General features: G+C 34.1%; 12 protein-coding genes, 1 pseudogene and 1 other annotated feature. Of the genes and pseudogenes, 2 read left to right on the top strand and 11 right to left on the bottom strand.

The features are described from left to right. Positions 1 to 315 precede the first annotated feature (315 nt). Both JC2156_RS06600 and JC2156_RS06605 read left to right on the top strand, forming a co-directional pair. Positions 316 to 1,506, top strand: coding sequence for a restriction endonuclease subunit S (locus JC2156_RS06600; protein WP_006845851.1), 1,191 nt, complete (start codon positions 316 to 318; stop codon positions 1,504 to 1,506). A gap of 62 nt (positions 1,507 to 1,568) precedes the next feature. After that, positions 1,569 to 2,498 (top strand): site-specific integrase, encoded by a 930-nt coding sequence (locus JC2156_RS06605; protein WP_006845852.1) that lies wholly within the window; start codon positions 1,569 to 1,571, stop codon positions 2,496 to 2,498. An 83-nt stretch (positions 2,499 to 2,581) separates the two neighbouring features. Here JC2156_RS06605 and JC2156_RS06610 read toward each other — a convergent pair whose 3' ends face one another. The 11 genes and pseudogenes from JC2156_RS06610 to dnaB all read right to left on the bottom strand — a co-directional run bounded on the left by JC2156_RS06610 (position 2,582) and on the right by dnaB (position 15,591). Continuing rightward, positions 2,582 to 3,763 carry a restriction endonuclease subunit S gene (locus JC2156_RS06610; protein ID WP_006845853.1) on the bottom strand — a complete coding sequence of 394 codons (1,182 nt, stop codon included), beginning with the start codon at positions 3,761 to 3,763 and terminating at the stop codon, positions 2,582 to 2,584. After that, a complete protein-coding gene (locus JC2156_RS06615) occupies positions 3,756 to 5,348 on the bottom strand; it encodes a type I restriction-modification system subunit M (RefSeq protein ID WP_006845854.1) in 1,593 nt (530 codons plus the stop codon). The genes JC2156_RS06610 and JC2156_RS06615 overlap by 8 nt, the downstream gene beginning before the upstream one ends. A 19-nt stretch (positions 5,349 to 5,367) precedes the next feature. Next, positions 5,368 to 8,349 (bottom strand): type I restriction endonuclease subunit R, encoded by a 2,982-nt coding sequence (locus JC2156_RS06620; RefSeq protein ID WP_006845855.1) that lies wholly within the window; start codon positions 8,347 to 8,349, stop codon positions 5,368 to 5,370. Positions 8,350 to 8,622: 273 nt separating this feature from the next. Then, on the bottom strand, positions 8,623 to 10,749 hold the full coding sequence (locus JC2156_RS06625) for a DUF3329 domain-containing protein (RefSeq protein ID WP_006845856.1): 2,127 nt from the start codon (positions 10,747 to 10,749) through the stop codon (positions 8,623 to 8,625). Continuing rightward, complete coding sequence (locus JC2156_RS08925) at positions 10,746 to 10,916, bottom strand: hypothetical protein (protein WP_006845857.1); 171 nt, start codon at positions 10,914 to 10,916, stop codon at positions 10,746 to 10,748. Before JC2156_RS08925 ends, JC2156_RS06625 begins: the two co-directional genes overlap by 4 nt. A gap of 391 nt (positions 10,917 to 11,307) precedes the next feature. Next, the gene (pnuC, locus tag JC2156_RS06630) at positions 11,308 to 12,087 is read right to left on the bottom strand and encodes a nicotinamide riboside transporter PnuC (protein ID WP_006845858.1); all 780 of its coding nucleotides are present in this window, start codon (positions 12,085 to 12,087) and stop codon (positions 11,308 to 11,310) included. A gap of 638 nt (positions 12,088 to 12,725) precedes the next feature. Then, positions 12,726 to 12,794: pseudogene (locus tag JC2156_RS09135) on the bottom strand (LPXTG cell wall anchor domain-containing protein); the annotation flags it as partial. Between the two features lie 259 nt (positions 12,795 to 13,053). Beyond that, complete coding sequence (locus JC2156_RS09140) at positions 13,054 to 13,140, bottom strand: MucBP domain-containing protein (protein ID WP_158664205.1); 87 nt, start codon at positions 13,138 to 13,140, stop codon at positions 13,054 to 13,056. Positions 13,141 to 13,362: 222 nt separating this feature from the next. Further along, a complete protein-coding gene (gene rpmA / locus JC2156_RS06635) occupies positions 13,363 to 13,674 on the bottom strand; it encodes a 50S ribosomal protein L27 (protein ID WP_006845860.1) in 312 nt (103 codons plus the stop codon). A gap of 29 nt (positions 13,675 to 13,703) precedes the next feature. After that, the gene (rplU, locus tag JC2156_RS06640; RefSeq protein WP_006845861.1) at positions 13,704 to 14,006 is read right to left on the bottom strand and encodes a 50S ribosomal protein L21; all 303 of its coding nucleotides are present in this window, start codon (positions 14,004 to 14,006) and stop codon (positions 13,704 to 13,706) included. A 27-nt stretch (positions 14,007 to 14,033) separates the two neighbouring features. After that, positions 14,034 to 14,103: a sequence feature (ribosomal protein L21 leader region), on the bottom strand. An 81-nt stretch (positions 14,104 to 14,184) separates the two neighbouring features. Next, positions 14,185 to 15,591, bottom strand: a complete 1,407-nt coding sequence (dnaB, locus tag JC2156_RS06645) for a replicative DNA helicase (RefSeq protein ID WP_006845862.1) — start codon at positions 15,589 to 15,591, stop codon at positions 14,185 to 14,187. Position 15,592: the final 1 nt, after the last annotated feature.

A 15,592-nucleotide genomic window follows, 5' to 3' on the forward strand; every position in this document is an offset into this window, starting at 1 on the left:
TATTTTTTAATCTTTATCTATATATAAAAGATACACTTTTGATTATATAAAACCTAAATAATTACATTATTTATAACGTTCTTTAATACATAATTTAATATAAAATAATCGAGACCTGTAACTCATACCGTAAATAATAATTATCTTCCTCTTCAATAAATTTATTCGTACATCTCAAAAAATGTGTACTTATTAACAAGTTAAATTATATGGAAGTATTTAATAAATAACAAATTATTACATTAATATTATTATTCATCCAAAATACTATTTTTTTAATTAATTACTCCCATAAACGATTGGGAAGAGCGTAAGTTGTCTGATTTTTCGAAAACAACTTATGGTGGTGGGACACCGAAAACGGCAGTTACAGAATACTGGGACGGAAATATTCCGTGGATTCAAAGTTCAAATCTCACAGTTGATGATGTTCAAGAGGTAAATTTGGATAAATTTATTACAGATGATGCCATCAAAAATTCTGCCGCAAAACTTATTCCTGCTAATTCAATTGCAATAGTTACTCGAGTTGGTGTAGGTAAGCTAACCCTTATGAAACAAGAATTTGCGACATCACAAGATTTTCTATCATTGAGTGAGTTACATGTTGACGAGCAATTTGGATTGTATTCAATTTATAAGCTACTTCAAAAAGAATTGAACAATATCCAAGGTACATCAATTAAAGGAATGACTAAGGCTGATTTGCTGACAAAGGATATTATGATACCAGTCGAAAAAGATGAGCAAATCAAAATCGGGTCGTTCTTGAAACAACTTGATCATCTCATCACTCTTCACCAACGCAAGTTAGATCTACTCAAGGAACAGAAAAAAGGCTACTTGCAAAAAATGTTCCCTAAAAATGGGGCCAAAGTTCCTGAATTGCGATTTGCAGGGTTTGCTGACGATTGGGAAGATCGTAAGTTGGGGGAAGTTATAAATTATATAAAAGGTTTTGCTTTTAAATCAAAAGATTATAAGAAAAAAGGAATTAGAATTATAAGAGTTTCAGATTTATCAAGCGACAAAATAACAGAAAGTAAAGATTCTATTTTTGTATCGAATAAAGATTTAGATATTTATGAAAAATATAAAATAAATCATGAAGAAATTATAATTACTACAGTTGGATCAAAAGCGTATATGAAAGATTCAGCAGTAGGTAGACCAATCATAATAAGAGAAAAAGAAACTTATCTACTTAATCAAAATCTAGTTAAAATTACTAGTATAAATAATTACAATAACAATTTTATTTATTATCAATTATTGCAACCAAAATATTCTAATTACATTTCAACAATAGAACGAGGAAATGCTAATCAAGCTAACATAGCTATAAATGATTTATGGGAATATACTTTGCTTATTCCTAAAATTGAAGAACAAGAAAAAATCGGTTCGTTCTTCAAACAACTCGATAACACTATCGCTCTTCATCAACGCCAAATAGACTTACTTAAATTGTCTAAAAAAGGGCTATTACAAAAAATGTTTGTTTAACATTATTTTCTTAGATAATTATTACTGTACATGCAGTAACAATATATCTAGGAGGATTTATTATGAGGAAGAGCAAGAAAACACAACTTTTTTATGAGTATTTTGAAGAATGGATTAATCTATATAAGGTTGACGCAGTAAGGCCAGTCACACTGGATAAATATATGATGACATTAAAATGGGTGAGAAGGTTAGAACCCACGTTAACTTTGGAAAATTTATCCCGTAGAAGCTATCAAGAACTTTTAAACGGTTATGCCATAAGTCATGAAAAACAAACGACACTCGACTTTCATCATCAAGTTAAAGGTACTGTTTTGGATGCTGTTGATGAAGGAATAATAAAAACAAATCCAACACGTAAAGTGATAATCAAAGGACGAACTCCTGGAAAAAAGAAAATAAAATTTCTCAATGAGTATGACAGCCAGCAATTAATTAAACAAATGCAACTAAGTGATACAATCAATTGGGACTGGTTCTTATTACTCATTCTTAAAACTGGGCTTAGATTCTCAGAAGCACTTGCTCTAACCCCCGCTGATTTTGATTTTAATAAACAAATTTTAACAATTGATAAAACGTGGAACTATAAGAATACACATGGTAGTTTTCAAAAAACAAAAAATGAATCATCAGTAAGAAAAGTTCGAATTGATTGGCAATTGGCCATGCAATTTTCTCAATTAATTAAAAATTTGAAGATGAATGAACCAATCTTTGTTGATAAGAACAGAATCTTTAATTCTACTGTCAATAATCATTTAAGAGTTTTATGTGAACAAGCTCAAGTGCCTGTAATTTCAGTTCATGGTCTTAGACATACTCATGCTTCCTTACTATTATTTGCTAATGTTTCAATTGCAACTGTTGCACAACGTCTTGGCCATTCTAGTATGACTACAACCCAAGAAACATATCTTCACATCATTAAAGAATTAGAAGCAAAAGACAGTGAAAAGATCATGCAACAAATGGCTAAATTGGTTTAAGAAATAAATATAAAATAAATAAACGATTGATATATCTTCAAAGACATATCAATCGTTTTTTAATTTATTAATATTTTAATACACTAAAGGAACATTTTTTGAAGCAGTCCTTTTTTCTGTTCTTTGAGCAAGTCTAATTTACGTTGACTAGTAAAGATAAGGTTATCTAGTCCTTTTAGCAAGGAGCCAATTTTATCTTGCTCCTCCAGCACCGGAACGTCAATTGGCATGTCAAAGAAAGTATCAACGTGAATACGTTTTGCTTTTCGTGATCCGTTAGCGATGTTTCCTTGATACAAATAGAAGCTCTTACGCATTACCGTATTCATTAAGAATATGCTGTTTAGGTTGGTAACATCAAATGCTGGAGAATCCAATGTGGACTCATATCCATCAAGATTTTGTGACACAATTCCAAACGCCGCATGAAGAAAATCTAGTTTTCCATACATGAATTGTCCAGATTTTCTAACATAATATTTTGTGGCTTCGCTACCTCCCGTAATGGTTTCTTTAGGTACAACGCCCTTACCCCAAAGCTTAACAGTCAACTTTTTTGAAATGGCACCGTTAGTTCCTGAGATTCGACTCTCGGTTAGAAAATTCCCAATCTTACGCTGTACCCATTCATCATCAAAATTAGCAAATCTTAATTCAGGAGTATTGGATCCATTTTTTGGGAACATCTTCTGTAACAATCCCGTTTTCTGCTTCTTCAGTAAATCTAATTTACGTTGGTGAAGGGTAATAGCATCGTCTAGTTTTTGAAAGAATGATCCAATTTTAGTTTGCTCTATCAAAGATGGGTAAAATGATTTAAAATTTAAAATTTCTTCCTTACTCAAATTTGTTTGACTCACACCATCATCAAATTTTAAAAAGTAACTATTTCTATTCAATATACGTTGAAAAAATAAAGGATTTATATCACTATTTACTTTAAGTGCAGCTATTCGCTGATTTAAAGTATAAATTCCGTCTTCGTTTATAAGAAATGTTTTGGCAATTGCTCGCCCGTTAGGAACGTCGCTTAATACTATTGCAATTTCATTTTTGTACAGTGGTTCTATATCATTATTGCTGTATTTTTTAATTTTACCATTAGTAGAAATGAATTTTGAATTAACTATTATAAATTTCCCTTTATTATCTACATGATTCTCATGAGCTTTTCCATTTCTATAATGTGATATATCCTCCAACTTACGCTGTACCCAATCGTCAGAAAAACCGGAAAATCTAAGCTCTGGTACTAATTTACTCATGAGTACCTCCTAATAAATGCTTCATGGCTTGTATGATTTCTTTACTATCATCTGTAACCGCTAAATCATTAACCATTGCCAATAATTCACTTTCTTGCTGCTTTATTTCGGCCTGAACTGATTCTAAATCAGCACTAACTTGTACTAGATCAACTGGTTCTTCCTCTTCAAATGTATCTACATAACGTGGGATATTTAAGTTAAAATCATTTTCTTTGATTTCATCAAAACTAGCTACATGTGCATATTTTTCTACATCTTCACGCTTCATGTAGGTATCTACAATTAAATCAATATCTTCTTGGCGTAGCTTGTTACTGTTTTTTTGTTTTTCAAAGCCCTTAGATGCATCAATAAATAAGACATCGTCACTAGTCCGGCTCTTTTCTAACACCATAACAATGGTTGGAATTCCTGTATTGGTAAAGATCTTTTCTGGCAAGCCAATTACTGCTGTAATATTATGGTTTTCTAGTAATTGTTGACGGATTCGTCCTTCTGCTGCTCCACGGAACAAGACTCCATGTGGTAATACGATCGCCATGCGACCATCTTGTTTTAGATGATATAATCCATGTTGTAAGAATGCGAAGTCAGCCTTAGACTTAGGAGCTACGCCCTCTTTAAATCGTGGATCATCTTCTCGGCCAGTATTATCCCATTTTAATGAATAAGGGGGATTAGCCATGACGGCATCAAACATCCGTGGATTATCCACACCATTAGTTACACCATCTGGCCAATCTGAACTCAAAGTATCTGCATTATGAATATGAATATCATTATATTCAATTCCATGCATCATTAAATTAATACGACCTAAGTTATAAGTAGTTGTAATAACTTCTTGTCCATAATATTTAACAGCTCCACGGACATTAGAATTTTCCATATATGAAGCAGTAGTTAATAGTAATGAACCAGAGCCCATCGCTGGATCATACAAACTATAATCTGGTTTATTCTCTCGTCCAACAGTTAAAATACGAGCCATAATATCAGAAACTTGGTGTGGTGTATAAAATTCCCCAGCCTTCGCCCCTGAATTAGCCGCAAACATTCCAATTAAATATTCATAAAGGTCACCCAAAACATCAGTATCTTCGTCTAATTCAATTTGATCAATTAAACTAATCCAATCCATCAGCGTCTTAGTCCGAGTTTGCGTATTACTACCTAAACGATTAGAAACCAAATCCATATCATCAAAAATCCCATCAAAATTAGCTTTCGCCCCTTGTTGAATTCCTTGATTAAAATGATTTAGAGCATCAGCAACATTGGTGATATTAAATTGATCAACATTAATAGCATCTTGCCAGTCACTAAACATATCTCCAGGTTGGATTACATAGCCCAATTTATTTTGCATAAAGCTTGCTGCTTTTTCAGGATTTTGTTTCCAAACGTCCTCCCAAGATTCACCACGTAATTGATTATCTAACCATGTTGTCGCCTTCTCAGACAAAAATTTGTAAAACATTAAACCAAAAACATAATTTTTATATTCAGATGGTTCAATCTTTCCACGAGTTTCATTCAATGTTTTCCAAATTAAGTTCTTTTTATCAGCCGTTAGTGCCATTATTTATTCCCAATCCTTACTATTTATAATTAATTTCTGCAAAATAATTCATTAAGTCTTCTTCAAACTCTGCTGTTTCAAAGAAGCCGATATCAAGTTTATTTTCAATTTCTTGTAACATATTATTCAAATTAGGATTATCAACTAATTCAACATTAGGTAAATATAGGCTATAGGCGCCTAAAATATCGTTCCCATTAAAATTATGATCAGCTGCCCATTTATAAATTTTTAGCTCTTGCTTATCATTTCGAATCCTTTTTCGTACAGATTTTAATCTTTCTGTATCAAAATGATTTTGATACTCACCCTGCTCAATGCCATCCAATACTGTATCAATTTCTTCACGACTATTTTGATCTAAAGGTTTGATGTGCTCTTCAACAGCGTTACGATTATCGATGGTAGTGGCATCTATATACTCATTCAATAAATCTACTAACTCATCATAATCAATAATTTCTGTCGCAAATGATTGAATCGCAATTTTTATGTTTGTTAAATCAATTCGTTTTTCTGGTGGTAATAATTCATTTACATCATTCATCCTTGCTTGCAGTGAGCTTAATTCTTCGGAACTTTTAATTCCTAATTGAGCTATAACATCATCTCTTTCAATTACATCCCCAAAATTATAACCTTGTTGAACCAATCTTTGGACCTTTGAATTGACGTCAGCAGCGGTGACCGCAAATTCTAATTTATCTTTTTCAGAACGTGGTACCTGTGAAAAATCATTCCCTGCCAATTCTTGTAACCGATCAATTTTAGGTTGTAAGTCATGAATTTGATCAATCATCTTAGGGGCCAAAATATCATCGTCAAATAATCCCTTTTGATCATCCATACTTGGTAGTTTATCAACATCAGATAATGTATCATTCCCCCCTTTAGTATAAATGACTAAAGCCCTTTTAACGTTCTCCTCCATCAATGCTCCCTTACGATAAAATCGAACTTTCCCATGTGGTTTAGCATTCTTATTAATCGTTCGATTTGTACGTGACATTGCTTGAATTAAGGGACCTTCTGCCATAATTTTATCCATGTAGATTATATTCACAAATTTAGAATCAAATCCTGTTAATAGCTGATCCGAAACGATGATCAAATCCAAGCGATCATTATCATTTCCTTGATTATACGGCTTCTTTCGTGAAATTCTTTTGGTCATATCATTTAAATATGCTCGTTCTGGATCTTTATCTTCTAAGAAATTCCGGGTTCCATAGCGTTCAATATAATCGTGCATACCCTGCTTTAAGGCATATTGAAGGTCTGAGGCTCCTGTACCGTTATCTTCATCACGAGAGTACGTCATCGCTACCCGCAACTCTGGTGCTATCTGTTTGAACAATCCATAATATGCCGCCACAGCTTGTTTACCTGATACGGCAAGCATCCCCTGAAATTGATTCGGTTTACGAACCCCCATCTCAATGGGACCACTGGCATTTGCTTGCCAGTTAGCTTTGATATCTTCTACCACGGCTTCACGGAATGGTAAGCTTGTATAAACTGCTTTTTCTAATTCTTGATCTGTCATCTTTGATTCAGCATTTTTTTCCACAACAGATTCATAATAAGTTACATCAAATCCTAAGACATTACCATCGCCGATAGCATCTTTAATTGTATATCGATGTAGTCTTTCCCCAAAAATATCGTAAGTTGAAACATTCTTGGAAGTTTTAACTTCATTTGTATCATCACTATAAAAATTAGGTGTCCCAGTAAAACCAAACCAAGTTGTTTTCGGTAATGCTTTTTTTATCCGTGTTACTGATTCACCACTAGCTGAACGATGGGCTTCATCCATTAAAATTACCATTCGATTATTTGAGAGAATTCCCGGGTTAAGTGTTTTAGCTACTTTATCAAGTCCTTGAATCGTTATCAAATAAATGTGTGAAGTTTGATTATGTTTTAAGGCTCGTTTCAACTCATTCCCATTCACTACCTTAATTCTATCTTCAAAAGTCTTGTATGCAAAAGATTTAAAATTTTCATATGTTTGATTAACTAGGTCGACCCGATCAACTATAAATAACACATCTTGTACCCGCGGCATTGAAGCAAGTAATTGAGCCACTTTAAATGAAGTTACAGTTTTACCAGACCCTGTAGTATGCCAAATATAACCACCCTCTTTTTCGATCAAATCATTATTACTCATTTCTCGCATTCGATCTAAAATCATCCGCGTTGCTTGAATTTGATAAGATCGCATAACCATTAAGTTGTCATTAGCAGCATCCGGAATCATGTTAACTGTAACTAATCGATGTAATGCTGGAATTCCCATTACAGAATGCATAAATTCCATCGTATTAGTCACATCTTTACCATTTTCATCTCGCCATCCAAAAACAAAGTCACGATTGTAAGATTGAATATCTTTTGGACGAGCAAAATAATGGGCTGAGTGTTGTGAGAGAATAAATTGAACTTGAACGAATGAAAATAATCCGGTATACATTCCGTCCCCATCATATTTTTGAAATTGCTCAAATGCATTCCACTGATTTTGAAGTGACTCATCCTTTTCTTCAATATGTGCCACTGGCAATCCATTGATCAATAAGATCACATCGACCCGTCGTTTTGTACTCAAACTGTTTGTCAAATTATTAAATGTAATTTGATTAACTACTTCATAACGAGAATGACCACCTGCAACTTCATCCCCATAAAATATCTCCAGTTCAATTTGACTACCATCATCTCGCATCAACGGAATAGTCCCAACGCCTCCCGCACCAGCAAGCATCAATTGAGCATCATATGGTGTTTTATTCTTCATCAATTCTAATTTTACTTGCTCGAATTCACCATCAGTTAACATGATTCCATCTAGTCGCTTTATATTATTTTGATTTAAAATATCTCGCCAATGATCGTAAAGCTTAACATCAGTTACTCCTGAATAGTCAGTTAGATAATCCCATCCTTCCACTTTTAGTTTTTCGATGATTGCTTTCTCAAATTTATCTTCTGCCATGCTTTTTATTATCTCTTTCTATGACTATGTTTCATCATTTAAAAGTTATTTTATCATCTAAAATACTATAATTTAAGTTGATAACATCTTCATATTATAGCATTCCTAACTATTGAGAATAAAATTATATAAAGGGGACAAGCTTTAGACCGTCCCATAACTACCGAGCATGAGCATATTTTTATATTATTCTTGAAACAAAAAAACTCATTGGGTCAGCTAGTAACCCAATGAGCCTTATACTTAATAACTTATTAATAACCGTCAGAATAACTACATCCGAAGATGTTGGTCTTTACCCTTAGCAACTGATGGAATAATCAGTAAATCAAACACAAAGAAGATAGTCATCGCAACTAAAGCTACATAAAATAGTTTAAAACGGCCTAAATCATTCCAGAATGGTATCCGCTTCACAGTAACATTCTTATACCATTTACTATTAGTCGAGATATGAATTGTCATCCTATCCTTGCCATCGATCGTATATCCCTTTGGGGCAAGAACTTCTTTACTTTCCCCCGTCACCCCTTTAATTGTTATATTTGATATATCCGTTTTACCCTCAGTTTTAAAATATAAAATAATAGTTTTTGGCTGTGGAGCAACCCTTATATCAATAGTTTGATCATAATCTTGATTGAAGACATAACTTTTCGGATTACCTGCTAAGGTCTTATATCCTGCCGTAGATGCGTTCGAAATATTATATTTTTCATTATAAGGCGAGGTTATCTTCTCGACACCTACAACTTTATTAGAGTCAATATTGATATATCGAATTAACGCATTCCGTAACCACGGTTGTTTGGGTGAAAGATTATCATTATTGGGTTTAATATCATTATGATAAGTTCTTTCATCAATTGGTAAACTTTCATTCCGAATTTTTTTGGACTGTCCGACCTCTTCATTTGGAATTATTTTCTTTTGAAGCTGACCAAAAAATTGTTGATATAAATTCATGATTTCTTCAACAAATGGATTATTTTTTTGTGGAACTTTTCTTAACGGTACGGAATTATCTAAATATGTTTTAGTCAATCCATAGTATTGAGCAAACCAAGTATTAGACCACTGATTTTCTGGATGATCACTAGCCGTTATATATGGCGTCCCATCATACGGATTATATGGATTAGTCGTAGTCTCCATCCCAGGGACACGGGATTCATGCTTCCCCGCAGCTTTCGCTTCTTTTGATATAATTTCATCCGTATAAAAACGCTTATACGAATTTTGCACATCTTTTAAATTAAACGTGTAACTTGCAACACCTGCAAAAATCATCCAAGCAATAAATAAAATGATTGGCAGATATGTCCATTTACTCCAAAGTCTTAGCTCTTGCCAAGCCTCTACAAAAAATAATAAGGCAATTATAAACAAAATATTTGAGGCAAACCACATTCTATTTGGAGTAATTGGTGAAATGATAAGTGCGCCGATTCCAGCAAAACCGGAAAACAAAAAGATCAGCCCTTTAATTGTTAAATCTTGACTTGTTGAATCCAAACTTTTCCGACTAAAGCACAATACAATCAACAACGCTAAAATAATCAGCAGCAGCCAACCAGAATTTTGCATAGTTCCAGTAATTAAATTTTGAATATGAACTAGTAAACTAACTTTTTCTCCATAATTAGAAGTTTCAGAAGATCCAGATGATAAGTTTAGCTGCATTAAAAAGGCAATAAAAACAGCAATCACACCACCTATTTGAGTGAAGATACCAGCATCAGATTCCCTAGCTGTTTTAAAATTATAAATCGTCAACAAAAGAGTAACCAAAATAGCCGTCGACCCTGCAACTTCATTAGTAAATCCTGTTAAAACACCTAAGATAACCAATCCGATCCCCGCAAGTTTGGTAAATCGCATTACCTTGACATTGAAACGATATGGCATAAAAAATAGTAAGACAATAACTGTAGCCCACAAATAGTTAGCCGCCCCACTTACCCAAAGGACTGTGGTTCCAAGACCTGGTAAAAAGAACCACATCATTAAAAATGTCGCACCTAGTTGTAGCGGACGAAATAATACTCTTCGTCCAGAAATCAGCACATTTAACAAAACACCAACTATCACATAAATTAATGAATTTATTATATTAAAAACAGCTTTTGGAACTTGCATCGCCAAAATTTCAAAAATAATGGACGTCATTCTTCCATTCCATATTGTCATATGTGTAATGACTGCGGAAATATAATCAAACAAATGGTGATATTCACTTAATTCAGCAGTTGGCCAGGCTCCACGATAAATAAAATGGTATAAAAAATCATCCCCTGTATAACCAGAAAAATTATTTATATTAAGAATAAAAAGATACGAAATTCCAATTATGACGAAACTTATAATAATAGACAGTAGTTGATTTATCTTTTTACTCATGATTTCAAGGTCCTTACAAAATTATTGACTAAATCTTTGGTATTCTCTTGTATTTCTAAGTCTGAATAGTGCTCTAATTCAGACCTCCAAATGGAAGTGGCGCTACCAATCCATCCCCAATTATTATCACTAAACTGAATATATCCTGGAATAGCTTCATTGCTCATTTTTATTCCTCCTTTAATTCATTAAAATAATTGTGAATAAATTAATTTACATATATATAATACGTTAATGATAGTTATTTTGTAAAATTAAATTATTAATAATATAAAAAACAATTTAACATACTTCTATCTAAATAAAAAACATAGAAGCTCATAAGCATAGCCTTAATATCTTTAAACTGCTTAGTAGAAACAAAAGTACCGCCTAATTGGTATTTAATCTATCCTGCCTATGATAAAAATAAGATTAATGTTAAACCAATCAACTATCATCTCGCTTGATTGCGATACTTATTTTTCTGAAGTATATAAAAATCCCAATATTGGATTTTAGTCCAATATTGGGTTTTAACTTCACTACCATATATAGATAGCTTTTATTTTTAAATGTTTAATCTTTATTCTTATATGACCAAGAGCTGATGGTCAAAGCAAATCCGTCATTCATTAAATACAAAATATAGTTAAAGAATAATACCAAAGAACCAGGATGACCAGATTTCAATGTAATCCCCCATAACACAATCGAAAAGATTCCACTAAAGGTAAACCCAATATAGGCTGACTTATAGCGGAACAAAAGAAGCATTCCTGACATAACTCCCAAGGTTGCTTCAAATGAATCAATCACAGCGCGAGGGCTATGAAAAACATTCATATCCATGAAGAATAAGAAGGCCCATAATAAAATTCCACCAAGTGAGAGCATAGTATATCCAAACTTATCCATATTATGAGTCTCACGTGCTGTCCAACGATCCCCAATCATAAGGGAACCTACATCAAGCGTCATTCCATAAACAAATTGCATAAATGCATTGGCGTAGTTTCCTGTAGCTATAGAAACTGAAGCGATTAACGCTGCAGAAATTAAGCCTGCCAAACCTTGAAGTCGAGAACTGTTCGAAATGGCACATACACAGGTAAATCCAATAATGGATCCCAACCATGACGGAATCGAAAGAGTATTAAATGGCGTCATAACGAATCCGGTATATGTTAATACTGCTAAACCGAAGGCCCAAAAAGCATAGTACGTTTTTGACCATCCAGAAACGCCTCGGACATAAAACTGTGGAGACAATACTTCTTTAAAATTAGCCTTAACTTCTTTCCAAGAAAGGTTACTAAAAATATTGTCTGAAAAATGAGACTTACTTACGTGTTGCATGAAAAAAATTACCTATATCTGCTTCATCTTATATAACGTTCGACTGCAGTTCCTTTTATTGACCATCGCGCAGGCCCGGTTGTTTATTTCTGTCAGAGTTTGACCGTCTGACTTAGCTGCGGTACAGCTAAAGTTCTTTTATTTAATGCGCGCTTACTTCGCCCATAGCTAAGTTTATAGTGACATTCTAGGTCATAATATTATGGGGCACCGTGAAATAAAAATTACCTATCCCTTTATTCTATGATGTCGGTCTTTATTTACCGATCCAAATGATTTATATTCATACCTTTCGAGCATAAGATGATAATTATCGAAAAAAAAAGAATATTATATAATAATGTTTATATATAATATTCAATATATAATATTTAGTTATCTTTAAATTGATACTACTTTTACCTAAGAATTATTAACTGTTTCAGTTTAATAATTGTCTGATTTTACCGTCAAATAAATGCGCAACTAACCCAACATCAAAATAAAATCAACTTAAACTATTATACGCTCGTTTCTGTCTTTTACAACTGAAGTATTCTTCCTATAATTTCAAAAGTATCTAGCCTTCATTCATCACTTAATCGTTGTTTTTTTAATATCACTTAATATCTATAGCTTAAATTTATTTAAAAACATTTTTATTTACGTTTCTTCCAAATTACCAATCCTGCTAATGAAGCAAGGACAGCACTTACAATTCCGGCGAATGTAACTTTTTCTGCTTACGTATTTGGCAAAAATGTTTGAGCACCATTGACTACATTATTGATTGGCGAGTTATTACCATTTGTGTTTGAATTATTATTGGTTCCCGAATTAACTATCATTTGCGCCTGAGTTATTATCATTACCGGAATTATTTGGTTTATCTGGATCAGTAGGAACTACTGGCTTGGTTGGTGTATTTGTTCCAATAGTCTTATACACGTAGGTTACAACTTGGCCATCAGCTGTGTACTTTTCAGTTCATTTACCTTCAACCTTGTCAAAGACATATCCTTGAATATCTTTCTTGTCTGTCTTATATTCTGTTCCAACCTTTCCGATTGTCATAACTGAGTTTGATATTTATTTTCCATAATAGTCTATTGATGGTGTAGCAAAAAAATTTACACAATTTTTCCTTTCAACTTAAATGTTATTCCTGTAACATCATTTTTTTCATTATTAAAAACCATTAAAATAATATCTTCTATATGTTTTCAAAAACAACACAAAAAAGCCCATCAGATCAACTAGTGACCTAATGGGCTTTATTATAATTGATTTTTAGAATTACTTTGCAATAACAGTCTTATACTCTTCACGAGAAATAACTGAAACTTGGCGCTTGTCACGGCCCAAACGACCGAACTTTACCACACCATCAGCTTTGGCATACAAAGTATCATCATTTCCGCGACCAACGTTTGCACCTGGGTAGATGTGTGTTCCACGTTGACGGTAAATGATTGATCCTGCCTTGATGTCTTGTCCATCGGCACGCTTTGTACCTAGGCGACGACCTGCTGAATCACGTCCGTTAGCAGATGAACCTCCACCTTTGTGGTGGGCAAGCATCGTCAAGTTAGTCAAATTCAATTGCATGATTTTATCCTCCTATATTCGATGTACGATTAAGCAATAGTGTCAATGACAACCTTAGTATAAGGTTGGCGATGACCTTGCTTACTGTGTGAGTGCTTCTTTGGCTTGTACTTAAAAGTAACAACCTTCTTTTCCTTACCATGCTTAGCAACAGTTCCAGAAACTGAAGCACCGTCAACGTAAGGTGCACCTACAGTACCATCTGCGTAGACAACTTTGTCAAAGACAACTTTGTCACCTTCTGCAGCGTCCTTCTTTTCGACGTAAATTACGTCACCGGCAGAAACCTTATATTGCTTTCCACCATCCTCAATGATTGCATATGATGCCATGAGTATGAGACCTCCTATTAGATATATTATATAACTTAGACTCACCTTATCCGCAGTCGACGACTTTAAAACGGGGTTCGAGTGGTTGCAGTTTGTGGAAGCCACAAACACAACATTATCATTTTACTTTATTTACTTGAACTTTTCAAGACTTGAATTAATTTTTACATCAAAAATGTTACCTAAATGGATTATCGTCATCATTATGATAGTAATCAAAGTTTGAAAACTTACTATAATTTTTCTGGAATAACATCTTGGCTGTCCCACGTGAACCAGATCGATTCTTTTCAATAATTAATTCAATAGGCCCATCTTCATCTTGTGTACCGGCAGCATTATTATCACCGTTTTCATCTTCTTGGCGATAATAATCTTCACGATACAAGAATCCTACAATGTCCGCATCCTGTTCAATTGATCCAGAATCACGAATGTCGGATAGAACTGGTCGCTTGTCCTGTCGTTGTTCCACTCCACGCGAAAGTTGAGCAAGGGCAATAATTGGCACTTCCAATTCCATCGCCATTTTTTTAATATTCCGAGAAACCGAAGAAACCGCTTGTTGTTGTGATTCGTTCGTAGTTCCTTCAACCAGTTGCAAATAATCGATAATGACTAATCCTAATTGACCAGTTTTCTTTTTTAAGCGCCGTAACTTTGATCGAATCTCTGTAATTTTAATTCCTGCAGTGTCATCGATGTAAAGTTGCGTTCCACTCAAAGAAGCCATAGCAATCGTTAATTTACTCCACTCTTCGTCGGTCAGCGATCCCGTTCGCATATTTTGAGAATTTATGTTACCTTCTGAAGCTAACATCCGATTAACCAAAGAAACAGCTGGCATTTCCAAAGAAAAAATGGCAACCGGTAAGCCGGGATTCATCACCGCCACTTTTTGTGCAACATTTAGAACAAAGGCTGTCTTACCAACTGCTGGACGAGCTGCCACTACCACCATTTCACCAGGATGAAAACCAGTTGTTAAATTATCTAATTCCCGAAATCCAGACGCTAGTCCGGTAATTTTTTCATCCGTCCGTGCATTCCGCTCAATTTGGTCAAAGGATTCGTTGACAACTTGCGAGATAGCTTGAAAATCAGCATCTCCATCATTAATATCAATGTTATCCAATGAACCCGACATCCGAGCAATCAGATCTCCCACTGGCTCAACATCAGAATAACTTGATTCCGTTCCATCAGCTAAAACGTCTAATAATGAACGCCGTAAGGCCTTATCTTTGACAATTTGTGCATAAACAGCCGCATTACTGGCAATCGGTACAATCATTCCCAATTCAGCGAAATAACTAGGTCCCCCTGAATTTTCCAATTGATTCATACTGCTCAACTGATCTTGAAGAACTAATGGATCAATTGGCCGGCCACTATCATCTGCGGCTAACATCGCTTGATAAATCAAACGATTTCTGGTTTGAAAAAAGTCATTAACACTGACAATACTACTAATGGTAGCCAACGTATCGGTGGGATCTGTACTAATTAAAACTGATCCTAAAACAGCCTGCTCCGCAAAACTATCTTGAGGTGCGCTTTTATAATCAACGACTTCATCTGCCATA

The sequence above is a fragment of the Weissella koreensis KCTC 3621 genome (assembly GCF_000277645.1).

What these genes read in the sequence shown, in the direction of transcription:
- JC2156_RS06615 (WP_006845854.1), bottom strand. Translation starts at nt 5,348, where the DNA reads ATGGCACTAACGGCTGATAAAAAGAACTTAATTTGGAAAACATTGAAT.
- JC2156_RS09140 (WP_158664205.1), bottom strand. Translation starts at nt 13,140, where the DNA reads ATGACAATCGGAAAGGTTGGAACAGAATATAAGACAGACAAGAAAGAT.
- JC2156_RS06605 (WP_006845852.1), top strand. Translation starts at nt 1,569, where the DNA reads ATGAGGAAGAGCAAGAAAACACAACTTTTTTATGAGTATTTTGAAGAA.
- JC2156_RS08925 (WP_006845857.1), bottom strand. Translation starts at nt 10,916, where the DNA reads ATGAGCAATGAAGCTATTCCAGGATATATTCAGTTTAGTGATAATAAT.
- pnuC (WP_006845858.1), bottom strand. Translation starts at nt 12,087, where the DNA reads ATGCAACACGTAAGTAAGTCTCATTTTTCAGACAATATTTTTAGTAAC.
- rpmA (WP_006845860.1), bottom strand. Translation starts at nt 13,674, where the DNA reads ATGCAATTGAATTTGACTAACTTGACGATGCTTGCCCACCACAAAGGT.
- JC2156_RS06625 (WP_006845856.1), bottom strand. Translation starts at nt 10,749, where the DNA reads ATGAGTAAAAAGATAAATCAACTACTGTCTATTATTATAAGTTTCGTC.
- JC2156_RS06620 (WP_006845855.1), bottom strand. Translation starts at nt 8,349, where the DNA reads ATGGCAGAAGATAAATTTGAGAAAGCAATCATCGAAAAACTAAAAGTG.
- JC2156_RS06610 (WP_006845853.1), bottom strand. Translation starts at nt 3,763, where the DNA reads ATGAGTAAATTAGTACCAGAGCTTAGATTTTCCGGTTTTTCTGACGAT.
- rplU (WP_006845861.1), bottom strand. Translation starts at nt 14,006, where the DNA reads ATGGCATCATATGCAATCATTGAGGATGGTGGAAAGCAATATAAGGTT.
- dnaB (WP_006845862.1), bottom strand. Translation starts at nt 15,591, where the DNA reads ATGGCAGATGAAGTCGTTGATTATAAAAGCGCACCTCAAGATAGTTTT.